The 25308-nt window shown below is 26.7% G+C and carries 22 protein-coding genes, 2 tRNA genes and 1 pseudogene; 9 read left to right on the top strand and 16 right to left on the bottom strand.

The window, feature by feature from the left end; all coding sequences use genetic code 11:
- Nucleotides 1–160 precede the first annotated feature (160 nt).
- Nucleotides 161–1744: a Gldg family protein gene (locus X274_RS10865; RefSeq protein ID WP_047266856.1), complete on the top strand. Its 1584-nt coding sequence runs from the start codon at nt 161–163 to the stop codon at nt 1742–1744.
- Nucleotides 1745–1882: 138 nt separating this feature from the next.
- Here the strand turns inward: X274_RS10865 and X274_RS10860 are convergent, their stop codons facing one another.
- From X274_RS10860 to X274_RS10840, 5 genes are read right to left on the bottom strand one after another with little or no spacing between them, the layout of a single operon-like run.
- Nucleotides 1883–2770: a bifunctional enoyl-CoA hydratase/phosphate acetyltransferase gene (locus X274_RS10860; RefSeq protein ID WP_047266855.1), complete on the bottom strand. Its 888-nt coding sequence runs from the start codon at nt 2768–2770 to the stop codon at nt 1883–1885.
- Between the two features lie 14 nt (nt 2771–2784).
- On the bottom strand, nt 2785–3612 hold the full coding sequence (locus tag X274_RS10855) for a DUF4382 domain-containing protein (protein ID WP_047266854.1): 828 nt from the start codon (nt 3610–3612) through the stop codon (nt 2785–2787).
- A 32-nt stretch (nt 3613–3644) separates the two neighbouring features.
- Nucleotides 3645–5075, bottom strand: a complete 1431-nt coding sequence (lnt, locus tag X274_RS10850; protein ID WP_047266860.1) for an apolipoprotein N-acyltransferase — start codon at nt 5073–5075, stop codon at nt 3645–3647.
- 53 nt (nt 5076–5128) lie between these two features.
- Entirely contained in the window at nt 5129–6103 is a 975-nt protein-coding gene (locus X274_RS10845; protein ID WP_047266853.1) for an ExsB family transcriptional regulator, read from the bottom strand.
- A complete protein-coding gene (locus tag X274_RS10840) occupies nt 6088–6600 on the bottom strand; it encodes a metallophosphoesterase family protein (RefSeq protein WP_084822739.1) in 513 nt (170 codons plus the stop codon). Before X274_RS10840 ends, X274_RS10845 begins: the two co-directional genes overlap by 16 nt.
- Before the next feature lie 80 nt (nt 6601–6680).
- Here X274_RS10840 and X274_RS10835 point away from each other — a divergent pair.
- Nucleotides 6681–6757 (top strand) — tRNA-Arg (locus X274_RS10835).
- A 50-nt stretch (nt 6758–6807) separates the two neighbouring features.
- Nucleotides 6808–7080: a stage V sporulation protein S gene (locus X274_RS10830; protein ID WP_047266852.1), complete on the top strand. Its 273-nt coding sequence runs from the start codon at nt 6808–6810 to the stop codon at nt 7078–7080.
- Between the two features lie 64 nt (nt 7081–7144).
- On the opposite strand, the gene X274_RS10825 is transcribed toward X274_RS10830, so the two are convergent.
- Nucleotides 7145–7948, bottom strand: a complete 804-nt coding sequence (locus tag X274_RS10825) for a hypothetical protein (protein WP_047266851.1) — start codon at nt 7946–7948, stop codon at nt 7145–7147.
- Between the two features lie 13 nt (nt 7949–7961).
- Nucleotides 7962–9779 (bottom strand): heme NO-binding domain-containing protein, encoded by a 1818-nt coding sequence (locus X274_RS10820; protein WP_047266850.1) that lies wholly within the window; start codon nt 9777–9779, stop codon nt 7962–7964.
- An 89-nt stretch (nt 9780–9868) separates the two neighbouring features.
- Here X274_RS10820 and X274_RS10815 point away from each other — a divergent pair.
- Nucleotides 9869–9944: transfer RNA gene (locus tag X274_RS10815), tRNA-Pro, on the top strand.
- A gap of 62 nt (nt 9945–10006) precedes the next feature.
- Here the strand turns inward: X274_RS10815 and X274_RS10810 are convergent.
- The 9 genes from X274_RS10810 to X274_RS10770 form a co-directional block, all read right to left on the bottom strand.
- Nucleotides 10007–10498 (bottom strand): adenosine-specific kinase, encoded by a 492-nt coding sequence (locus tag X274_RS10810; RefSeq protein ID WP_047266849.1) that lies wholly within the window; start codon nt 10496–10498, stop codon nt 10007–10009.
- The gene (locus X274_RS11725) at nt 10482–12701 is read right to left on the bottom strand and encodes an HD domain-containing phosphohydrolase (RefSeq protein WP_052913310.1); all 2220 of its coding nucleotides are present in this window, start codon (nt 12699–12701) and stop codon (nt 10482–10484) included. The genes X274_RS10810 and X274_RS11725 overlap by 17 nt, the downstream gene beginning before the upstream one ends.
- Nucleotides 12702–12824: 123 nt before the next feature.
- Nucleotides 12825–13466 (bottom strand): peroxiredoxin, encoded by a 642-nt coding sequence (locus tag X274_RS10800; RefSeq protein ID WP_047266848.1) that lies wholly within the window; start codon nt 13464–13466, stop codon nt 12825–12827.
- A 149-nt stretch (nt 13467–13615) separates the two neighbouring features.
- Nucleotides 13616–14584, bottom strand: a complete 969-nt coding sequence (locus X274_RS10795) for a potassium channel beta subunit family protein (RefSeq protein ID WP_047266847.1) — start codon at nt 14582–14584, stop codon at nt 13616–13618.
- A 152-nt stretch (nt 14585–14736) separates the two neighbouring features.
- Complete coding sequence (locus X274_RS10790; RefSeq protein WP_047266846.1) at nt 14737–15576, bottom strand: EamA family transporter; 840 nt, start codon at nt 15574–15576, stop codon at nt 14737–14739.
- A gap of 23 nt (nt 15577–15599) precedes the next feature.
- The gene (locus tag X274_RS10785; protein WP_047266845.1) at nt 15600–16373 is read right to left on the bottom strand and encodes a ZIP family metal transporter; all 774 of its coding nucleotides are present in this window, start codon (nt 16371–16373) and stop codon (nt 15600–15602) included.
- Between the two features lie 186 nt (nt 16374–16559).
- On the bottom strand, nt 16560–17036 hold the full coding sequence (locus tag X274_RS10780; protein ID WP_047266844.1) for a hypothetical protein: 477 nt from the start codon (nt 17034–17036) through the stop codon (nt 16560–16562).
- Between the two features lie 5 nt (nt 17037–17041).
- Complete coding sequence (locus tag X274_RS10775) at nt 17042–17662, bottom strand: hypothetical protein (RefSeq protein ID WP_047266843.1); 621 nt, start codon at nt 17660–17662, stop codon at nt 17042–17044.
- A gap of 1 nt (nt 17663) precedes the next feature.
- Entirely contained in the window at nt 17664–17897 is a 234-nt protein-coding gene (locus X274_RS10770; RefSeq protein WP_047266842.1) for a helix-turn-helix transcriptional regulator, read from the bottom strand.
- A gap of 374 nt (nt 17898–18271) precedes the next feature.
- Here X274_RS10770 and X274_RS11885 point away from each other — a divergent pair, with 374 nt between their 5' ends.
- The 5 genes and pseudogenes from X274_RS11885 to X274_RS12270 all read left to right on the top strand — a co-directional run.
- Entirely contained in the window at nt 18272–20365 is a 2094-nt protein-coding gene (locus tag X274_RS11885; protein ID WP_084822737.1) for an HD domain-containing phosphohydrolase, read from the top strand.
- Nucleotides 20362–22017 (top strand): methyl-accepting chemotaxis protein, encoded by a 1656-nt coding sequence (locus X274_RS10760; RefSeq protein ID WP_047266841.1) that lies wholly within the window; start codon nt 20362–20364, stop codon nt 22015–22017. The genes X274_RS11885 and X274_RS10760 overlap by 4 nt, the downstream gene beginning before the upstream one ends.
- A gap of 60 nt (nt 22018–22077) precedes the next feature.
- A complete protein-coding gene (locus tag X274_RS10755) occupies nt 22078–23376 on the top strand; it encodes a chemotaxis protein CheW (protein ID WP_047266840.1) in 1299 nt (432 codons plus the stop codon).
- A gap of 403 nt (nt 23377–23779) precedes the next feature.
- Complete coding sequence (locus tag X274_RS12275) at nt 23780–24727, top strand: AAA family ATPase (RefSeq protein ID WP_052913309.1); 948 nt, start codon at nt 23780–23782, stop codon at nt 24725–24727.
- A pseudogene (locus X274_RS12270) lies at nt 24720–25308 on the top strand (AAA family ATPase); the annotation flags it as partial. The gene X274_RS12275 and the pseudogene X274_RS12270, both read left to right, overlap by 8 nt.

Below are 25308 nucleotides of genomic sequence, written 5' to 3'. Positions count from 1 at the left end.
ATATACTGAAAAAATACGAAAAAGATGTTAAAGAACTCTGGAAAATTATTGATAAAAAATCTTCTAAACTATTAGAACTTTTAAAAAATATTGAAAAAATATGATATAATCCCATGTTAAATAATATTAAAAATTGGACGCTAAAAAAGGAGGATAGAAAATGAGAAAATTCATAACACTTATTATTATTATTATCTTAACTACTTTAAGTTTTGCAACTATATCAGATATTTCAAAAGTTCGGGAATTAAAAGACTTACAAACTGTAACAATCAGGGGAATAGTAACCGTTGAACCTGGCCCTTTTGATGTCAACATCATTTTCTTACAGGATAAAACAGGTGGAATTAATCTTTATTTTAGAGGTGGCCAGTTTGAAAACGTAGAAAGAGGCGATCTTGTAGAAGCAAAAGGTTACTTATGGACACACAGAAACAATAAAGAACTTGTTTTAGAAAAAGATAATTCTTCACACTATTATAAAATAATATCAAAAAATAATCCTTTACCAGAACCAATTAAAATAAAAACTGTTGATATTAATAACGAAAATTATGAAGGAATGTTTTTAAAGGTTAAAGGAAAAATTGTTGAAATTGATAAATTCGATATGAGAAAAATATATATTGATGATGGTAGTGGTAAAGGTATGGTATTTATTAGAGAAAATACTGGAATAAATCCATCATTTTTTAAGGTTGGAATAAACATGGAAGCTGTTGGAGTATTAGGACAATACATGTCGTATTATGAACTCTGGCCAAGAAATATGAATGATATACATGTTGATGATGTATTTCCACCTGAAGTAAAAACATATTCAATTAAAGATAATTATATTTATGTTGAATTTAACGAACAAATTTTTGAAAATAGTATTATCTTAAACAAAACAGTTAGAGTTTTAAAATCAAATATTTTAGAATATGAATTGAGTATGGATAATAAAATTCTAAAATTAAAATTAGATTCATTAAATAATGCTTCAAAATTGGTTTTAAGATCAATTTCAGATAAAAATAATAACAAAATGGGAATGAAAATTATAAAGTTGAATTTAGAAAAAGATTCATATGCAAATAGAGTATTATTTGACAACAACCATGGTCAAACAGCAGGAAATGCAGATTGGGTAATCAATGGTGGATATTCAGATTTTGCAGATGCAGCAAAAAATCTTGGTTTAAAGGTTGAAGAAATAAAAGAAGATTTCAATGAAGATATTTTAAATATGTATAAAATTCTGATAATTCCAGAACCAAACAAACCTTTCAAAGATTTTGAGATATCAGCTATACTGAAATTTGTAAAAAATGGTGGATCATTATTTATAATATCCGATCATGGAAATTCAGATAGAAACGGAAATGGATGGGATTCGCCAAAAATTTTCAACACATTCGTTGAAAATTTTGGATTTAAATTTGCTGGAGATGATTTAGAAGAAGCACCATTAGCTTATGTTTATAATCATGAAATAACAAAAGGAATTAAAAAAATAGGTGTATGGAATGGCTCATCAATAAAAGTATTAAATGACAAAGTGAAAGTGTTAATTGCTAATTCTGAAAACAAACCATATATGGTTGTTACTACATATGGAAAAGGAAAAGTGGTTGCAATTGGAGATAGCTCTCCATTTGATGATGGAACTGGAGATACCGGCGACTTGCTCCACAATGGCTGGCAATGGGGAGATGATGCACAACTTGCTATTAATACAATTAAATATCTAACAAAATAACAAAACAAAGTTTCTCCAGTTCGCTTGAAGAATAAAACGTATAAATTAAAGATATAATACAAAAAATCCCCGTTTTCGGGGATTTTGTTATAAGAATTTATCAATAATTTCATCAATTAACTTTCATCAAAAATGTTTTCAATTAGCTTTTAATACAGCTAATGCCAATGATGCTAATTTTGATTCTGCGGTATCAGCCCTTGATACTATAACAATAGGCGCTTTTGCACCAAGAACAAGTCCAGCTATTTTTCCATTTGCCAAATATACTGCAGATTTTCCTAATACATTTCCTGCATGTATATCAGGAACAACTAATATATCAGCATTTCCGGCAACATCACTTTTTATCTTTTTAATTTTAGCTGCCATTTCACTTAAAGCATTATCAAGGGCTAATGGACCATCTACTAAACATCCTTTTATCTGCCCTCTTTTATTCATTTGAGTTATTATTGCAGCCTCAAGCGTTTCTGGCATGTCTGGATTAACTACTTCAACAGCAGCTAATAAAGCAACTTTTGGAGTTTCTATTCCCATGGAATGAGCTAATTCTACTGCGTTATTTATTATAGCAACTTTCTGATCTAATGTTGGTTTTATTATCATACCACCATCGGTAACTAATTTTAACGAATTCAATGCGTCTGTTTCTATTAATGCTACGTGACTTAATACACTACCTGTTCTTAATCCCCATTCTTTGTTTAATACAGCTTTTAATAATTTAGAAGTTTTTATTAATCCTTTCATTACTATATCAGCTGCACCAGAAGATACCAATCTTACTCCTTGTTCTGCAGCTTCTTCTTCTGTTTTAACATCAACAATATCAAATTCTTTATTTAATTCTTTTAGATGTTTTTCAATAATTTCTTTTTTACCTATTAATACAGGATCAATAAATCCCTCATCATATGCATTTGACACAGCTATTAATGCTTCTTTATCTTCTGCACCAACAACCACTACCTTTTTTTTACTAACAGTTTTTGCTTTTTCTATTACATCCTGTAATGTTTTCATTTTTTTGCCCCCTTTTATTCACCAATATATAAATTTATTGTTGTTATATTAGAATTTAACGTAGTTGAACTTTCAGAAATTAAAACAGAGCTGACATCAACATTTTGATTATCATCTAGACCAACATTAGTGTTAGACTGTAAAACCCCTATTTCTAAATTTTTTAATGGATCCAACTTTATTTTATTAAATTTGAAATAACCATCTTTATCTGTTATCGTTGAATATAATAATAATATTTTATTTAAGTCCTGTTTTTCCATAATTGCTACAACTCTATTGGGTTGTCCAATTTCAGAATCTTTATTGTTATATACATATCCGTCTATATCTTTATATGCTGCATTAGAATCTAAAACCATCCAGGTTCTAAAGAAGGGTGTGAATTCAATATTACCGTTAAGAGATACGCCCAAATCAAGATCTATAATAATATTATACTCCCTACCAGAAAGGACGTCTGTTGTATCTAAATCAATAGAAATTCGTGTGGAGTTTACTGAAATTTCTTTATTTCCTATATCTATTGTTGAATCCAGAGTTATTTCTATCTTTGAATTTTTTAACACACTTCCTTCATAAATTGAAATTTCTTTTAATTTTTTCAAATTTCCAGCAAGTGTTAGAAAGTCTATAGTTTCATTATTAAGTAAATAAATGGTTGTTGAATCTGAAGTTAATTTTATTTCTTTTACTAATATTTCTGCTTTTGAAATATTTTCATCTGGAGAATCTGTTAAATAGAATGTTATTTTTGATATTTTATCATTTGAATATGTTTCAAAACATGCTGTTAAAACAAAAGAAATTAATACTAACAAAATTATGAACAATTTTTTCATAAAATCATCCCCTTATAATATTAAACTGGTTATTATATTAAACTAAATAATATTGCTAATATTAATACTAATATTATTATAACATTAGCATATTGTGTATAAAAAGTTTTTGTATTTTCTGCCTGAACATAAAAATTTTCATTTGAATATGTTTTAATAGGAAGCGTTTTGACGATTCTACCATATTTATCGATTATTCCAGTAATACCAGTATTTGAAACCTGAATAAAAGTTCTTCTATTTTCAACAGCTCTAAATATACTCTTTGAAAAATGTTGAATTAATGCTGTTTTATGACTGAACCAACCATCATTTGAAATTGCTATTAGAAATTGTGCACCATTTTTTACAAAGTTCCTTGATATTTCAGGAAAATAAGTTTCAAAACAAATTTGAACACTAAATCTTTTATTTTTTATATTTAGTGTGGAAAATTCCTTACCTGGAGTATAATAATTTACCAGTTTAAAGAATGAAAATATTCTAAATACACTTTCATATGGCAAAAATTCTGCAAATGGCATTAGTTTTATTTTATTATATATCTTTTCTATTTCACCATTTTTATTTATATATAAAGCACTATTATAAAACTCTCTTTTTTCAATATCAACAGTTGGAAAACCTATTATCCAATTTTTATTTGAAATTTTTACAGCTTCCTGTATTATTCTGAATATATCGGAATCTCTAATATCTCTTATAAATACGGCTTCGGGCAAAATTAGCAAATCAGTTTTATCATTATTTTCCTGTAAATAATTTGATATTTCAACATATGAGCTCCAAGTATTATCAGAATATTTTACTTCCTGTGGAACATTTGTTTGAAAAACACTAACCTTTATGTAGTTTTTATCTGTTTTTATCAATGGTAGTTTTTCGTTTATAGAAAAATTTATTATATATAATATACCTATTATTACAATTGCATATTTTTTTCTATTTCTATTGGGAATAAAGGCTATTATAGAATTAACAGTCAGTATTAAAATGGTTAATCCGATTGTACCTGTATATGGTAAAATTTGTAAAAATCCAGTATGTAAATACAAAGCATCCGAAAGGTTCCCCCCTGTAAAAGCAAAATCACCAAATTCTTTTAATATTTCTGCTGCTGCATATGAAAAAACTGAAAACAATATGAGCGATTTAAATTTTATAACTCTCGATTTTCTAAAATATAATTCACCTAAAAACCAGATAATATAATATGGCAATGTTAAAATAAATATCATTAGAAGAAAAGAAAGAAAACCTATATATCCTGGAAATGAATTAATTACCTCTGGAATATTTTTTGTCAACACAGGTATTTCCCACCATAATGTGGAAAACATTAAAGAATATGAATATAAAAAAACTTTAAATAATCTTTCAAAGGTACCTTTAGATTTTGAAAATGAATATAAAAATGGGGCTACAGAAAACCAGATAAAAAATGAAAAAAGGTTTCCGGGCATCGAAAGACCTGTTAATATACCAGAAATTAGTGGTAATAAATAATTCAGAAAAATCACTCCTCTATAAAACGAAAATCCGCAACATGAAATGTAGATAATCTATCATTTTTAGATTTTTTCCATAATATTTTTATTGGAGCTGCGAATTCTGGTTGCAATCTTCCTTTTTCTATCCAATATTTTGACTCTTCATTTCCATATATTCCTGGATTTGCAATAACGGTTAATTCTATGGGTTTATTTACATAATATACTTCATCTATGCTTTTTTCATTTTTTAAAATCTCTACAATTTCATCATATATTTCTTTAGGAGGATGTGGCTTGATGTTTATTAAAGCTATATTTTTTGATAAAGGTCCTATTATTTTTACGTTGGCAATTTCACGTTTATAATCATATTTATCTAAAATATCATGAATTATTTCATTTGCAAAAGAAACGGCTCTTCCATGATAGTCCATATTAACCAATAATTTCAATAAATGTTTTAATTTACAACCCTCTCTGTGAGCGTTTTCACCAACACGTCTTATATTTAAATTATATTTTTTCACTATCATTCTCAATTCATCTTTTGTTAATCCAATAATAGGTGAATATAGATTATTCATAACTTTTATGCACGTTTTACCCCATGAGTCTGATTGATTTGCTCCGGTTGCAACCAGATTATTTTTTGCAATATCCTTTACGCCAGACATTTTTAACTGTTTTGTACATTGATTGCAATTTGGCCCCTTTTTCATTATTTTGTATTGAGCCTGATGTTTGTCTGAAAATTCTATTTCTAATCCTAATTCTTCAGCGGTTTTTAATACAGACTCAACACTTTTTGAATATGCAAACGGACCAAACAAAACGTTTACCAATTTAACTTTTTCTGGGCCAAGTGCTTCTTTTGCTAAAAAAGCTGCTATGGTACTGTCCATTCCTCCAGAAAAAGCTACATATAAAGTATTGTCTTTTACAATTTCTTTTATTTCAGCTTTAATCTGTTCTATTTTCAAATTTAAACTTGCATCCATTTTAATGATATCTCATCACTCCTTATATATAAATTTGCATAACTCATTTCACAAAAAGCACCTGGATTTATACATCTTATCCCATTGATAATTATATCGCTTTTTCTATGTGAATGACCATAGATAAGGATATCAATTTTTTGAAATCTTTTTATTAATTTTTCAGGATCGCCCCAACCAGCTTGATGACCATGAATCATACCTATATTATAATTTTCTAATCTTATAACCCTTTTTTCCGGTAAAGCATATTTTATATCATAATAATCAACATTACCAAAAACTCCATAAAATATGGGTTTTTGTGCTTGGAAATAAAACAAAACATCTTCCTCTACAAAATCACCTGTTGCTATTACATAATCATATTCAGAAAAATTAATTTTCCCTAAATTTTCGTATCTATTTCTTGTTGGAATATGTATGTCGGAAATCAATAGAATTTTTATCATATTATCACCCATAGCTATTATACCAAATTTATTTAAAAAAATCATTCATATTTTGAATAAAATATAAAAATTTTTCTTAGGGACTTGATTAAAATACAATTTTAAAGTATAATATATGTTGAGACGCACCTGTAGCTCAATTGGATAGAGCGTCGGACTTCGGATCCGCAGGTTGGGGGTTCAAATCCCTCCAGGTGCGCCAATTCCACTAATACACGTAGAAATAGTAGTAAAAAAAGGGAGGTAAGATTTATGGCAGAAGTAGAAGTATTAAAAGTTGCTGCGAACTCAAAACCTATAGCTATAGCAGGAGCATTAGCCGCAATTATAAGGGAAAAGGGGAAAGCCGAAATTCAGGCTATTGGTGCAGGAGCAGTTAACCAGGCAGTTAAAGCTGTGGCAATTGCAAGAGGTTATGTTGCGCCAAGTGGTATTGATTTAGTATGTATTCCAGCATTTGTAGATGTTAAAATCGATAGTGAAGAAAGAACTGCTATTAAATTTGTTGTTCAACCAAGATCATAACAATTAAAAAAAGTGCCAGCTGGCACTTTTTTTAATTGGAGACTTTAATATATAAGATACAAGGTCATTCTTGTTCTGTTGTATTTTCTTCAAAGAAAAACCTTGTAATTTTTTGTACAGTTTCAAAAACATCTGCCTCTTCTTTTTCTAACTCAGTATCTCTTGATATAACCAGAATATATTCTAAAATGCCATTTTTTAAATATGGCATAATATATTTTATATTAAATACTTCATAATATGCTTTTTGCTCATCTGTAAAATTAAATATATTAAAAGCCTTTCCATCATTTAAATTCTTTTCCATATTTTCGAAAAGTTCTAATTCATCTGGAAGGCTTAATTTTCCGAATTTTTTTAGTAATTTTTTATCAGTAGAGTATAAACCGGCTGTGGAAAAAAATATTTCAGAAATACTGCTTAATAATGTATCCATAAAAATTTTTTCGTCCATTTTTTTTGATAGCATTCTTACAATACTTTCTATACCGGATAATTGATATGAGAGTCTGTCAACAACCATTTCTAGTCTATATTTTTCATATAATTCTTCTTCTTTATCAAATAGCATACTTATCATTCGTATCATATTTTTATCCTTAAATTTTCCATCAAAAAGAAGATATGTGTTAAATGGGAATCTTAATATATTAACTTCTTCAAGTTTTAGAAGTAATTCTTCAAATGTATCATAAGACAATTGTTCTGGATTATATCCTTTTGAATCAAGAATAATCCATTTATCCTTTTCTGAACGTACAATAACCATTTTTGTACTTTTTGATTCTTTTAGTAACAAATCCCCAAGTATATTATAAAATGAAGGTGTTCCAAGATATATGGCTAATTGATATACAATATTATTCATCAATATTCCCCCTTTATATATTTATACCCTCAAAATTATCATAAAGAATTTTTATATAACTACCGATTTTATCAACCTCTTCTAATATTTCTTTAGTATTGATTAAAAAGTTTTGTATTGAAGCACTTATTTCCTGTGCTGTTGCTGCACTTTCTTCAGATATTGCAAGTAAGCTTTCTATATTTTGTGTGGTGTTTTCTAATTTTGATTCTTCCTCTTTTAACCTGGATATTAGTATGCTCATTTCAGATGAAATTCTTGAAATTTCTTCACTTGCAACTTTATTTTCAGTTGAATTATGTTTTAACATTTCCGATTGTTTTTTCATTTCATTGAATTCATTTGTAAGTTTTTGGGTTAAATCGTTTATTCCTGCTGAAACAGAACTTAAAAATTCTGATATATTATTTGCTGATTTTTTCGATTCTTCTGCTAATTTTCTAATCTCATCAGCAACTACAGCAAAACCTTTTCCTGCTTCGCCCGCTCTTGCAGCTTCTATTGCAGCATTTAAAGCTAATAGGTTTGTTTGTTCTGCTATACTCATAACAGCTCCGGCAATTTCTTTTATTTGTTCGGCTTCATTTTGAAGTTTATCTCCAAGATCAACCAATTGTTTAAATCTATCACTCATTTCCAATATACCATTAGAGGATTCTTCAACGTTTATAGATGAATCTATTATTGACTTTACAGCATTATTCAAAGAATTTACCATTTCGTTCTCTTTCTCTACTATTTCAGATAATGTTTCAACATTAGAATTTATAGCTTCAGATACATTTTCTGTATCTGAACTAATCTGTACTGATGTATCTGCGACCTGTTGTGCAAGGTCCTGCATAGTATCAATTAAGTCCTTTAAATTTTGAGCAGAGTTTGTTACAGAATTTACAGAACCCTCAATTTCCTGAACATCTCCGGTAACTCCAAGTAAAATTTTTCTTAATTCATCGGTTAATACATAGAATTCATCGGTAATTTCAGAAATTTCTTTTGCACCTTTTACTACAACAGGATAATCAAAATTTTTATTTTTATAATTTTTAAATATATCTTTTATTATATTTCTACCTTTTCTATAATCAAAAACACCTAAAAAAGTTAAAATTCCCATAATAATAGCTGTAAATAATCCAGCGAATAATTTATTATCAATAAATGTAAAAGAAAAATAAGATATTATAAATGCAAAAATAGGCATTAATACCACGAACAACTTTTCAAATGTTTTAAAAATACCTAAAGATAATATATTAAAAATAGACATTTTTTCAATTTTTACATAAGGCTTTTCACCAATAATTTTAACCTTTAAAACATTTAAACCCTCTTCCTGCTTTTCTTCAACTTTGATTACTTCAATTTTTTCATTAAAATAATCAGATACTCCTTCAATTAGTCCAAGAAAATACGGAGAAAAATCCCTTTTAGATTTATAGGTTAAATAAGCACTTTTTTCATTTATTGGTTCATAAATAATGCGTGGAGGAACTAATCCTTTCAATCTTCTTGTTAGTAATAAATGGACAGTATCCATTGCTGCTAAGAATGATAATGCAGATGGTTTTTTAAAGAAAAGAGGATACCATCTTGAGAAAGTATTTATATTTTCTCTACCGGTTTTTTTCATCATTTCAAAACGAGATATTCCTACTGAGTCTGCAATATCTTTAATAATCTTTTCCAGTAAATTTTCATCAAAATCAGCTAAAGGATTTCCTTTATCGGTTTTATCAATATTATTTTTTTTCAATACTTGTTCTATTTTATCTTGACCAAAAAGATTTTCCCATGTTTCAATCCATGTAAAAACTAATAATTTTTTCATGGTATCAACTCCTATTATAAAATTTAAATTAATTTTCATATTAAATTATACCACATTTTTTATTTTATGTTATAATATAATTTGTATATCGGGGAGTAGCGCAGATGGTAGCGTGTCAAATTCGGGATTTGAAGGTCGCCGGTTCGACTCCGGTCTCCCCGACCAAAATGGCCTGGATAAAATCCAGGCATTTTTAATATAAAAGATAAAACTGGAATTACCCAGTTTTATCTTTTATACCCAGTTATATTTCTTAAAAATTCATATCTTTTCTTTTTATCTTCTTCTCCTTCAACTCCTAATGGCGATTGTCCATCAACAACTCCAATGACACCTCTTCCTAAATCTGTTTCAGCCACCAATACCTGCAGAGGATTTGCTGTTGCTGCAAAAATATTTACAATTTCCTGAATTTGTTTTAATCTCGAGAGTATATTTATAGGATACCCGTTTCTTATTATCAAAATAAAAAAGTGTCCTGCTCCAACATTTTTAGCATTTTCTATAGCAATCTCTATTAATTCTTTATCATTTCCATCAAATCTAACCAATCGTGGTCCGCTTGCCTCATTGAAAGCAAAACCAAATTTCATTTGTGGAACTGTTGTTACGATAGTTTCATATATATCTTCAACCGTTTTTATAAAATGAGATTGTCCAACAATAACATTACAATCAGATGGAAATTTGATATCAACAGCCTCAAATTTTAAATTCATTAATGTCACCTCCGAATTTATTTATTTTTTCCCAAATATTATTTATTTCTTTATTATGTTTTTCAAATAATTTTAATATTTCTGGAAGGAAATGTTCAGGCATTGTTCTATTATCTCCTTTTAATATAATTTGAACAGTTTTTTCGTGAGAAAAAGCTTTTTTATAGGGTCTATCATCCCTTAAAGCATCATAAATATCAGCGACTTTAACTATTAAGGCTTCAATAGGGATTTGATCACACTTTAAACCAAATGGATAACCACTACCATCACAATTTTCATGGTGATATAAAGCTATATTTAATGCTTCTTTAAAGTAATCGTCGCCAGATAATAATTTTTTTGAGTATAAAGGATGATTTTTCATCTCTTCCCATTCTTCATCGGTTAGTTTATCTTTTTTAGTAAGAATTTCATATGGAATATATACTTTGCCAATATCATGAAGTGGTGCAAATTTTCTTATTTTGTTGATAAAATTTTTGTCGTATCCCATTTTTTCTGCAATAAAAGCGGATATTTCTCCTACTCTATATATATGTTTTCCTGTGATATCATCGTGTCCTTCAGCTATAGAGGCTAACTTTTCTGCAAATTTAAAATAAATATTCTCTATTTTAGTCATTTCAAATTTTTTGTTTAAAAATATTTTTGCAAGATTTGCATAAGCTTTAAATATTTTTTTACTTTCATTTGAAAAACCTTTTTCATCGGGTGTTTCCAATGAAATAAGTAATAAGCAACCTTCTAATTTTGAAGAATATAACATTGCATATTCAAATTTTTTTGTAGCTTTTTTTAAACTATTATAAATTTCTGTATCAATATTTTCTTTGTCTATTTCAAATATTTCATTGTAAGTTATAATTTTTACTGCTTCATAGAAATCAGAAAAATCAAAATTATTAACAGGTATATTTAATGATTTTAATATGTTAATATCATGTCCAACAGCAGCTATATATTCCCATTTATTATCTTTTAAAATTGACATACTCCCATATTTTGCTTCTTTTATATGAAGAATTAAATGTTCTAAAACAGATTTGAAATATTCATCTATATTTAAATTTTCATTATCTATTTGATTTATTAAAGATAAAAAATTATAAAAAGTTTTATTAATCTTTTCATTAGTGGAATACATCAACTTTAGCTGATTATTTAGCATTTTTAAATTTGTAATAGAAGCTGTTACGCTACTCAACAGTTTGCTATAAGATATGCTTATTTCATTAATTTCTTGGAGATTTGATGTAGGTAAAATAAAGCCTTCAAATTTTTGTTTATTAAGATTTAATGTAAAATCTTTTATTATTTTGGATAATGCGTTTATAGGAGATATAACTTCTTTTATTAAATACCTTTTTAAAAGATAAAGAATAATAAATATTATAATGAGAAAAGATAAAAAGTACGAAATTGATCTTATAAAAGCCTTTTTAATAATATTTTTATCATCAAATTGATAGACTAAATAAATATTATTTATTTTAGCATAATAAAAAGTTTTTCCATTTTCCTTTATTGAGCCAAAATCATTTATCAACCCTTTTTTTATTAAATCATTCATTTTTTTTACATTTGAATTATTAAAAATAACTTCCCCGTCATTATTTATAATATATAAATTTTCATTTTCTTTTAAATTAAAAGTTTTTAATATTTTAAGTAAATTATCATATTTTAAATCAAAAGCTAAAACACCAATTAATTTTTTGTTTTCATTAAATACAGCTTTAGATATAGTTATAACTATTTTTGTCTTTTCAATATCAGCATATGAATTTGTAAGAGAAAACTCTTCTTTTAAAGCATATTTATACCATTTTTTATCTTTAAAATTAAAATTTTTTGGAATACTGATTTCAGGATAAATATATAACTGTCCAGATTTATCGGCAAAAAATATGTATTCTATATCTGCTTTATAAAATTCGTATGTTGTTTTTAATATTTCATTTATATTAACATTATCGCTGCTTTTTATTTTATCAGAAACTGTATTTAATAAGTTTACTTTATTTTGAAGGTTTAAATTTATTATTGATTTTAAATCTATTATTTTTGTTTTTATTAAGTTGGTTTCATTTCTAATATTCATATAATAAATTTTTGCAGAAAAATATGTGGATAATAGTAAAATAGGAATTAAAAAATATATGAACCCAATTTTTATAAAAGCTTTTTTTATATTATTCATTACTTTCACCACCAAGATGTTTATTACTTTAATTATAACATAAAAAATGCTTTTATAATAAATATAATTTGAACAAGCTGAAGTTTATTAAAATAAAAAAGCTCCCTACGGGAGCCTTTTTATTTAATCTTCTAATTTTTTATAAACAAACCACCAATCATAACCTTCATAATTTTTAAGTCTTTCTTCTGCTGATTTCATATTAGAAGCAGGTGGAATAATAACTTTCTCTCCTATTAATTCATTATTTGGCCAATTTGCAGGCATTGCAGCTTTAGATTTATCAGATAATTGAAGTGCTTTTATTGCTCTTAAAATTTCATCCAGATTTCTACCTAATTCTGGTGGATAATAAATAATTGCTCTTACAGTGCCATTTGGATCTACAATAAATACAGCTCTAACTGTGTGTGAAGCTGAAGCGTGAATTAATCCTAATCTTTCTGCGGCCTTTCCCCTATCATCAGCTATTACAGGATATTGAATTTCTACACCAAGTTTTTCTTTTATCCAGTTAATCCAACTGATATGAGAAAAAACCTGATCAATACTTAAACCTATTAATTCTGTGTTTAACTTTTTAAACTCATCATATCTTTTTTGGAATCCTACAAATTCTGTTGTGCAAACAGGTGTAAAATCTGCTGGATGACTAAATAATACAAACCATTTTCCTTTAAAAACTTCTGGTAATTTCATCTTTCCATGTGTTGTAACAACTTCTAATTCTGGGAATTTTTCTCCTATTAATGGTATATTTGCCATTTAAAACACCTCCATGATATTTTTATAAAATTATAATGATTTCATTTTTATTATAACTCTTTTTTTGGTTTAAGTCAACTATAAAATATTAAAAAACAATTGCAAATATATTAAAAAAAGCAGCTGAGAAATCAGCTGCTTAATTATAATTATTCTGGTTTATTATTCAATATTTTTTCAATTTCTTCCATTATTTCATCTGTAAGTTTTTCTTTTATTTCAACTGCCTTCATATTATCTCTAACCTGTTCTACTCTGCTTGCACCAGTTATTACAGTACTTACATTTTTGTTTTTCAACAACCATGCTAATGCTAATTGAGCCATAGTTGCATCTAAATCTTTTGCAATTTCAGATAACTTTCTAACTTTTTCAATATTTTCATCTGTTAATAGTCCTTTTTCTTTTAAATGTGAAGCTAAATGAGAAAATTTTGACAATCTGCTATCTTCAGGTATTCCGTTATTATATTTACCTGTTAATATACCGCTTGCCAGAGGGCTCCAGGTTGTCAATCCAAGACCATATTTTTCGTATAATGTTTTAAACTCTTTTTCAACCTTTTCTCTTACAAACATATTGTATTGAGGTTGTTCCATGGTCGGCGGAATACAATTTAATTCTTTAGCTGCTTCAAATGCTGCCTCTATTTGCTCTGCATTCCATTCCGATGTTCCCCAATACATAGCCAAACCATTTCTAATTATGTAATCCATAGCAAAAACTGTTTCTTCTATAGGAGTTTCTGGATCAGGTCTGTGACAGAAAATTAAATCTACATAGTCTAATTGTAATCTTTTTAATGAATTCCATGTTCCTTCTAATAAATGTTTTCTCGATAATCCTCTATCATTTGGTCCATTTCCACCCCAGAAAATTTTTGTAGAAATTACTAAATCTGTTCTTCTATATTCTTTTAAAGCCATACCCATTAATGATTCTGAAAGTCCATTTGCATATGCTTCAGCATTATCGAAAAAGTTAACTCCGTGATTAAATGCTTCTTTCATACAGGCTTTTACATTTTCAACATCTAACTGATTGCCAAATGTTAACCATGAACCAAAAGATAATTCACTTACCTTTATTCCCGCTTTTCCAAGTCTTCTATATTCCATAAAATCTTCCCCCTTAAATTTAGTTTGTTATACTAATTATAACATATTTATTTTTAATATCAAAATATTTTAGGAGAGCGATAGATCAAAAGTTTTTTTATTAAAATCCAATTTTTTAATTTGAGACTTTTTTGACATCCCATATTTTATGATTATAGGTATATTATAAATGCACCAAATATTAATAGAATAGTTCCAAAAACTCTGATAGCAACATTTTCTTTAAAAATAACTTTTGCAAAAAAAGCTGTTATTAAAGATGAAGTCATTGATATAGGTTCGGCAATACTTACATCAATATATTTGAACATATTTAGCAAAGCAATATATGAATATGCATTTGAAATACCTCCACTAACCAATGAAGAAAATTTTCTTTTAATTATAGAAATGTGAGGTTTTATTGATTTGTATTTTATTATTGTTATAATGAAAAAATATACGCTTACTATTAAGTATATAGAGATAGAATAACTTAAAGAATTTGTATTTTTTATAAAATATCCATCAATTGTTCGACCAATTGCCATTAAACCTGAGGATAGTAACATGGCAACAGCGCCTTTACTTTTAAGAATATTTTTATAGGATTCTTTCAAATTAATGTCCTTTTTTAAATATGAAACGCCATATAGCATTAATAAACTACCTGAGATTTTTGTAATTGTAATTTTTTCATTTAAAAATATTGAGGTTGTTATTATCAGGAAAATAACATTCATATTATATAATGGTGCAATAACAGAGGCATCTTCATTTGCCAATGCATAAACGTATAAGAAAAAAGATAAAGAATATATGCTGCCACTAAAAATAGCAGCTTTTAAAGAAAATAACGTTATATAATTAAAAAACGGGAAAAAAGATAAAAACGAAAAGAAGAAAAATGCCCATGAAGAAAGGATTGCATCTTCATTATCAGCTATTTTTTTTCCTGCTATTCTTTCATATCCAAGCAAAGTTATTCTTATAATCATCCATAAATAAATCATACCTGTAACACCATCACCACATCTTATCCAAGAGCATTGTCAAGTGTCATCATTACAAGAAAACCAATGATTAACGAAAAGGTTGCAGCTCTTTCATAACCATGAGAATGTGTTTCTGGAATAATTTCATCACTAATAACATACAACATAGCCCCCGCTGCAAGAGCAAGGAAAAACGGTAATGCTGGTTTCATTAAAACAATAAATCCCGCACCGACTAAACCTCCAATTGGTTCAACCCATCCTGAAAAAGCAGAATACCAAAAAGCCTGCTTTTTAGAATATCCTGCTTTCAAAAAAGACACAGCAGTTGCTGTTCCTTCTGGAATATTTTGAACACCAATGGCTGTAGCAACTACAATACCATTTTTTACCATTTCAGTAGTACCTCCACCGAAACTTACGCCAACAGCCATACCTTCCGGAAAATTGTGAAGTGTTATAGCTATAACAAAGAGCCACACTTTTTTTACAATTGCCATATTCGGACCTTCATGTCCTTTTAAAAAATGTTCATGTGGAGCAAACGTATCCATTAATTCTAAAATTATCGCTCCTACTATTATACCGATGACAGTAATCGTTACACCACCTAAATCAATAGCCGGAACTATTAAAGAAAACATTGTGGCAGCAAGCATTACTCCTGCTGCAAAGCCTAATGCCATATCAAGTTGTTTTTCTGTCATTGTTTTTTTCATAAAAAATATGGGTAATGTCCCAAGTGCGGTAGCACTACCGGCGATAATACTAGCCAAAACGCCATATGTGAAAATCTGACTTGACGTTAATTCCATATACTCACCTTCTTTCTAAAATTAGTGTTATATTTAATCTATCAGATTATTTACAATTATACGATGTCTAAAAAGTAAAACAATCGAAATAGACATTCTATTTTATTGTATTATATCATATCTAAAAATGAATTTTTTATTTATTGATTAAATTATGATATAAATTAAAAAAATGAGGCTTTCACCTCAAAACTCATATTCTCCCAGAATAAACGGAATTGGATAAAATTTTTTTCTTTCATAGGCTTTTTTACCTGCACTTAATGGAAGTATAAAATTACCGGATAATGCAATATTAAGTTTATAATTAGTTATGGGTATTGAATATTTTGCACCAAATCCTGCTAGATATAATTGTTCATTTTGATAAGGAAAGACTATTATTGCTCTAATGTTTGTTTGGAGTAAAAAATCATCAGTTAAATAATATCCAATATTTATTGATGGTGAAAATAAGAAATTCCATTGTGTGGAAATTTTATCATTTTTAGCACATATAAATCCAAGAGATCCACCTAATTTGAGTTTATCCATATTATAATAAACACCTATGAAGGGATAAAAAGTTCCTGAAAGTTCTAAGCCAAATGAATAAGTGAAATTGTTGGAAAAAGAATAAAGAGTTATAAATACAATGACAATAATCAATAAAACTTTTTTCATTTTATTCACTCCTTTCGAAAAGTTTGAAATCCCATAAAAATTATGGGAGTACCCACCAGTGAATATGTTAGAATTCTTATGTAATCTATTTTATTTTTAAACATGATAATTGTGAAAAATATCGAAGCAATAAAAAATAATATTGAACCTATAAACCTGTATTTAATAGCTATATGAATTATTATTAATAAAAATAACCATGGCAACATTTGAATTATCATATTCTTTGTAAAACCATTTGAAAGCAATGTAAAAACAGTTAAAACAATAAACATTGTATAACCTGTTCTTTTTATAACTAAATCTCTTTCATATAAATATCCAATATAAAGTAGATTTTTTAATAGTAGTGGAAACAATGTATAAAAGAAAAATATTTCTTTTATAGGAATTTTTGAAAGGGTCAGAAAAAAAATAGAAATAATTATAGATGTGTATAATGTAATATTTGAAGTTTTATATCTTAAAAAACGTTCCATTTCATCTATTTTTTTTGAAAATATATCTTTATATATTTCTATTCCTATTATTATTATATATAAAATACTGAACCATTTGTTTATTGCAACTAACTGAGTAATGAAAAATATTAAAAATATTTCAAAAATAAAAAAATATTTTTTCACTTTAATTCACTCCTTTCGTTAAAGTGCTTTCATTTAAATCTTCTTTTTCTAAAACAAATAAATCCTCCACTTTACAGTTAAAAAAATATGCTAATTTTAAAGCTAATGATACTGATGGAGAATATTTACCTTTTTCTATATAATTAATTGTTTGTCGTGAAACCCCTATTTTTTTTGCTAATTCCTCTTGAGTTATATCAAACATTGCTCTATATACCTTTAATTTATTTTTCATAAAACTCCCTCCTATTGTAATTATAAAACTTACTTGACAAAATGTCAAGTTTTTTTGATATTTAATATTAATATTGCATTTCTAAATAGATACAATTTTGTTTAGTTATAGACGAATATGATTATTTTACAAATGAATTATCGAGTTTCAATCTTGAGTTATTCAAAGATAGTGTAACATTTTTTAATTATAAAAATGAATCAAATACATTTTTATATTAATATAAAGTAACGATTACACATCAATTCTTTACTTTCAATTTGCTATAATGTAATTTAATTGAAAACCTGTTTTTATATAATTCAAAAAAAAAAAAAAAAAAAAATTAACATTAAGGTCAAAAAAAATTTATATATTGAAAAGAGGGATGTTAGTTGAATTATAAAATAAACTATCTTTTATTTATTATATTTTTTATTATCACAACATCCTTTTCTGAAAACTTAATAATAGGAGTATACAATAATCCACCTTTAACTTATTATGAAAATAATGAGTATAGCGGGTTTGTTGTTGATTTAATATCAGAAATTTCAAAACGTGAAAAATGGAAAATTACATATAAATTTGATGCTTTTGATAGTTTATATAAAGATTTAAAAGAAGGGAAAATAGATATTCTTGTTGATATTGCGTATTCAAAAGACCGTGAAAAAGATATAACATTTAATAACGAGACTGTTTTTGCAAATTGGGGTATTTTATATACTAATGATGGTAACTTTAATTCAATATTGGATTTAAGATATAAACCGATAGCCGTTGTAAAAGATGATATTTATTATACAGGAAAAGATGGAATTAAAAATCTATCTAAAAACTTACGTTTACATATAAATTTTCTTGAATATTCTTCCTATAAAGAAGTTTTAGAAGCAGTAAAAAGGAAAGTTGCTTATGCTGGTGTTGTTAGTAGAACTTACAATGGAAAAGTTTATAATCTTCAAAAAACTTCAATCTCTTTTTTTCCTGTTGACATAAAATATGGGTTTAAAAAAGATATAGATCCGAATATTATACAAATAATAGACCATTATTTAAATAAATGGAAAGACGATGAGTCTTCTATTTATTATAAATTATTAAATAAATACTTTTTAAATATTACAAATGAGATCCCTCAGTGGATTTTTTGGATATTATTTATAGGAATTTTTATTTTATTTATAACCCTATTAATGATTTACATATATAGAAAATCATTATTAAAAGCAACAAAAGAATTAAGAGAAAAAAATGAAAAATTAGAATCAACAAATGAAGAATTAATAGCAATTACCGAAGAGTTAGAAGATTTGTATAAGAAAAATGAGGAATTTTCAAATAATATTATGAAAATGATAGAAATTATGTCCAATTTGAAACCATCAAATTCAATAAATGAATTCTACAAACAAATTTTAGATGTTGCAATAAGTATAATACCTGAAGTAGATTATGGAAGTATTATATTAATTGATATAAAAAAGAAACAAACAAAGTTTATTGCTGCTCGAGGGCATGATATTAATAAATTAAAAAAAATAAAATCGTTAATAGGGAATATACCAAACAAAGAAAATATAAGGATTGTTAAAAATATTCTTTATACTGAAAAAAGTGAATATTTTTCTGAAAAAGATATTGAACTATTGTTAAAAGCAACTGTTCCCATAAAAGAAACTTTGGTTAAAGAAATACAATTAAACAAAGATTTATGGATTAAAATTTCATTGGATATTGATAAAAGCAGCAATAAACATTTTTCTGAAAATTCATTTAAACTTTTAGATGGATTTGGAAATTTAATAAAGGCTTTTTGGATGGAAAAATCTTTAACAAGAGAAGTAAAAAATGCGTATTTAAGATTTGCAACAAAACTTTCAATAATAGCAGAAGCACATGATGATATTACAGGTAATCATATATATAGAGTTGGAAAAATTTCAAGATTTATTGGTGAAAAATTTGGATTAAATGAAGAAAAATTGGAAGAAATAGAAAGTTTTGCTCCTCTTCATGATATCGGAAAAATATTCACAGATAGATCGTTATTAAGAAAAACAGAAAGTTTATCAGATGAAGAGTTTGAAGAAATAAAAATGCATACAATATATGCCGTTAAATTATTAGATGATCCATATTTTGAAACAGCAAAAAATATAGCTCTTTATCATCATGAAAAATATGATGGAAGTGGTTACCCATTTGGATTGAAAAATGGCGAAATACCAATAGAAGCTCAAATTGTTTCATTAGCTGATATATACGACGCTTTACGTTCAGAAAGAACATATAAAAAAGGATTTTCACACGAGACTGCTTATAGAATAATAACAGAAGGTGATGGAAGAGTTGAGCCTTCACATTTTCATCCGAAAATTCTTGTGATTTTTAAACAATATCATTTGGAGATAAAAGAAATCTATGATAGTTTATCAAGTAAAACCCATTTTCATAAAATTCATTCAAAGGGGGAAGGAAGATGACATTAAAAGCAAAAATTTGGTTAATAGTGTTTGTATTATTAATATCTCAGTTAATTATTTTTTTAATTAGCAACAACGCTTTTTCTGTTGTTCAAAATAATGAAAATATTTTAATGTTAGCTTCAAATAACATGAAAAATATTGGACAATATTCAACAGATTTTATGGAAGCAAGAAAAAATATAGCAGAATATTTAGCATTTAATGATAAAAATCTAAAAAATAATGCTCAAAATAAATTAAAAGAGATTATTGATAATATATCAAAATTAGATTTGGATGAAGATTTGAAAAAATTACAAAAAGAAACCATTGAAAATATTAATTCATACTTGGATTTATTGAAAACATATGATTCTGTTGAAGCAATAAAAAAAGATTCAAAGAATTTTAAAGATGTTGGAAATAAAGCTATTCTTTCTTTTGAAAAACTTCAAAAATCTATAGATAGTAAAGCTGAAGAAATTGTAATAAATAACGAAGCGATGATTGAAAAGTCTAAGAAATTTGGTATAACAGTAATTGTAATTTCCTTAATAATTGGCATATTATTCTCTATAGTATTGATAATGTCTATTTTAACTCCGCTAAAAATATTAATGAATTATGCAAAGAAACTTTCTGAAAAAGATTATACAGTTAAAATTACAGATATTAAAGATAAAAGTGAATTAGGCCAATTGATAAATATGTTCAAAGAAATGCATAAACAACTTAAAAAAGATATGCAAGACTTAAAAGAAGAAAGCATCACTCTTATATCTTCAATGAAAGAAATTACAGATACGTTAGAAGTGTCAGCAGAAGCTACTCAAGAAACAACAACAGCAATTACAAACATTGCTTCAGAGATGGAAAATGTTACAGCATCTATAGAAGAAACAACAGCATCGGTTCAAGAAATTTCTTCAGCTACAAAATTAATTGCTGATAGTGCAACAGAAGCTGCTCAATTTGGGCATGAATCGACAGAAGAAGCTGAAGAAGCAGGAAATACTGTAAAGAAAGCTATAGATAAAATGGCAGAAATCACAGAAACTACCTTTGAAATTGAGAAGGTTGTAAGGGAATTTAATGATAGTGCAATAAAAATCAAAGATTTTGTTGATACAGTTACAAATATAGCAGAACAGACAAATTTATTGGCATTAAATGCTGCGATAGAAGCGGCAAGAGCGGGCGAAGCAGGTAAAGGTTTTGCGGTAGTTGCAGATGAAGTCAGAGTTTTAGCAGAAGAAAGTAGAAAAGCAGCGGATGAGATCAGAGAAGTAGTAGAAGGTGTTCAGGTTGTTTCAACTGAAGCGATGAAGGTTTCAAGTGTTATAAATGAAAAAGTAAAAGAGGGCTCAGAACTTTCAAATGATGCAGGTAAAAATTTAGGTAAAATATTAAAATCAATAAAAGAAATTACCGCAAAGTTAGAGAGCATAGCTGCCAGTGTTGAGGAACAAACAGCATCTGTTGATGAGATTGCAACAGCAATGACAGATTTGTCTGAAAATGTTACGAAAATAAATGGATCTGTCCAAGAAATTAATGCTGCGTCCGAAGAACAAACAGCAAATATAGAAAATATTTCATCTGAAGCAAGACAGTCAACAGAATTAGCTAAAAGGTTAGAAGATATTGTTGAACAATTTAAATTAAATTAAAAAATGTAGTATAATGTAAATGAGTAAAAAAGTAAATAAAATTTAAAAGGTGGTGAGAAAATGCCACAATATATAAGTATTATTTTAGATAAAGAAAAATATGCAATACCTATGATTAATGTTCAAGAAGTTGTGAAATATGAAAATATTGTAAAAGTTCCAGGTTCTGATAATTACATAATAGGAGTTATTAATTTAAGAAATAAAACTATACCTATAATGAATATTAAAGATAAACTAAGTCTTGGAAACACTATTTTAAGTGATTCGAAAATTGTTATTTTAACAAAAAAAGGAAGTAATTTGGGCATTATAGTTGATGATACTTCTGAAATAATTGATGTTGAAGATCAGGAAATAGAAAAAATAAATAATGATAAATTTTCAACAGTTATTAGAAAAAATGAACATTTGTATAAAGTTATAGAAATAGATAATCTTTTTGAAGGAAATCTTAAAGATTATACAAAAGAAATAACAAGAGAAGATACCAAAAAAGAGTATGAAAATTTACTTCAAATATTGAAATTTAAATTAGGAAATGAAATAATGGCTATCCCAGTAGAAAATGTGCAAGAAATAGTAAAAAAACCGATGATTTACTCTGTTCCAGATATGCCTAATTTCGTAAAAGGAGTTATGACATTAAGAGGTGAAATAATACAAATTATAGATTTAAATGCGTTATTTAAAAAAGATAAATTAGATTTAAAAGAATTAATAATTATAAAAATCAATGGTATAAAATTTGGACTTCATGTAGAGGAAGTAAAAAATATTACAAGTGTAGAAATAGGGTCTATAAACAAATTGCCTGTAACTTCTAAAAATTCAAAAATTACAGGAGTAATAAATTTAAATGGTGAAATAATTACACTTTTAAATTTAGAAAAAATTTTTGATGAGTTGGGAATAGAAATAGAAAAAATTGTATTAGACGAAAATGAAAAAAATGAAGAGACAATTGATGAGTCAAAATTGTTTTTAATTTTCAAGTTAATTGATGAAGATTATGCAATAGAAATAGAAAAGGTAAGAGAAGTTACAGTGTTGGAAAACGAAAATGTTAAAGATGTAGTGAATATCAGAGGTGAAGTAATATCCCTAATAGATTTAAGCGAAAAATTTAATAATAAGAATACCAATTCAAAAAATATAATAATAGTAAAAGGAAAAGAAAAAGATTTTGGATTAATTGTAGATGAGGTAAAGGAAATTATTAGAGTAAATAAAAGTAAAATAGAAAAGGTACCTGATGAGGTTATTTCAGATACTTCTGCAGGGGAATATTTAAAAAATATTATCAATCAAAATTCCAATTTGACTTTTATTATTGATACTGAAAAACTGAATGTTTAGAGAAATAGTATCATTGAAAAATTTTTTGAGAGTTATTTTTATAAAAATATATCTTTGATTCAAAAAACCAAATATCCAAATAGGATATTTGGTTTTTTATTATTCTAAAACAATATTTTAAATTCATGTTGATATTAAGATAAAAAAATTAAAATAAAGATATTATTACGATGTCTAAAAAGTCAAATTCACTCAGGCAGCTCGATTGCTTATCCTTAAAATTATTCATTCTCAGCCGTCGCTCAGATTTTTCATCCATGAAAAAGCTTCACTCAAAAAAAATGTCCTGTTTTTTTGACGGCTTCCATTTACGCTTAGATTTTTTAGGTATAAAAAATCTAAGGGAAAAGGAGAGCGATAGCTCAAAAGTTTTTAATCCAATGCCCTACCGAAAGTATGTTATATGGAGGTGAGCCATGAAAAAAAAATACCATATGGAAAACAAAATTTTGAATGGGTAATAATGCAGAATTATTATTATATAGACAGAACACGATATATAGAAAAATTAGAATCATTGAATGAAACTAATATAGTGTTTTTAAGGCCAAGGAAATTTGGAAAAACATTGTTCTTAGATACACTTGCAAAGTATTATGATATCAATTATGCAGAGAAATTTGAAAAATTATTTAAAGACTTATACATAGGAAAAAATCCAACATCGTTAAAAAACAATTATTATATTTTAAAAATGAATTTTTCTGGAATACAAACAGAAAATAAAGAAAAATTAATAAATAGTTTTAAAAATAACATTATAGTTTCGCTTGAAAATTTCAACAATAGATATAAAGTAAAATTAAAAATAGAAAAGGAATATACAGAACCAGCAGATATACTTAGAGCTTTTTTGAATAATGCAATTGATATATTAGACAAACCAATATATTTATTAATAGATGAATATGATCACTTTGCAAATGAATTATTGAGTTTTAACCTTGATTTATTCAAAGACAGTGTAACAAAACATGGATTTGTAAGAAAATTCTACGAAGAAATAAAAAAAGGAACAAAAACAATAATAGAAAGACTATTCATGACAGGTGTAAGTCCAATAATGCTGGACTCATTAACCAGTGGTTTTAATATAACAATGAACATAACATTATCTCCAGAATTCAACGAAATGTTAGGATTCAAAGAAGAAGAAGTAAAAGAATTATTGGAATATTATGACATATATTCAGAAAAATTATTAAAAGAAATGCAGGAAAATTATAATGGATATATATTCAACATAAACGCAAAAGAAAGAGTATATAATCCAGACATGGTATTTTATAACAGAATATTTTTCAGAAAAAAAACCACCAGAAAAAATAATAGACGACAACATAATGAGTGATTACAAAAAAGTACAAAATCTATTTAGCTTAGGAGAATTGCTTGGAGTAAAAATAGACAAAGAAGAAACCAAAGAAGAAAGAGAAAAAACAACATCAAAAAGAATAATAGGGGAACTATTAAATGAAATACTATTAACAGGAAAAACAGAATTAACAGAACTAACAACAATGTTCAACCCAGGAAAAAGGATAGAAATAAAAGATATAAAATCATTATTATTCTATCTGGGATTCATGACATTTGAAAAAAAAGGAATAATAACATATCTAAAAATACCAAATTACTCAATGAAAAAAATATTCTCAGAATATTTCACAGAATACATAGAAGAAAAACTAACAGAATACATAGACCCAGAGCCAATAGAAATAGCGGTAAGAAAGATACTATCAGATGGAGAAATAAAAAGCTTTGCAAAAGAAATAGAAAGCCTACTGAACAAAATGGACAACAGAATATTCATGGGATTAGATGAAAAATACATAAAAGCAATAATGTATAGTTATTTAGTATTAACGACATATGCAATGGAAAAAATGGAATATACAGTAGAAAATGCAGAATATTATAAACATATAC

Source organism: Marinitoga sp. 1155 (assembly GCF_001021175.1).
Classification (GTDB): domain Bacteria; phylum Thermotogota; class Thermotogae; order Petrotogales; family Petrotogaceae; genus Marinitoga.
Note: the sequence above shows the minus strand (reverse complement) of the source record. Positions and strands in the feature narration are given on the sequence as shown.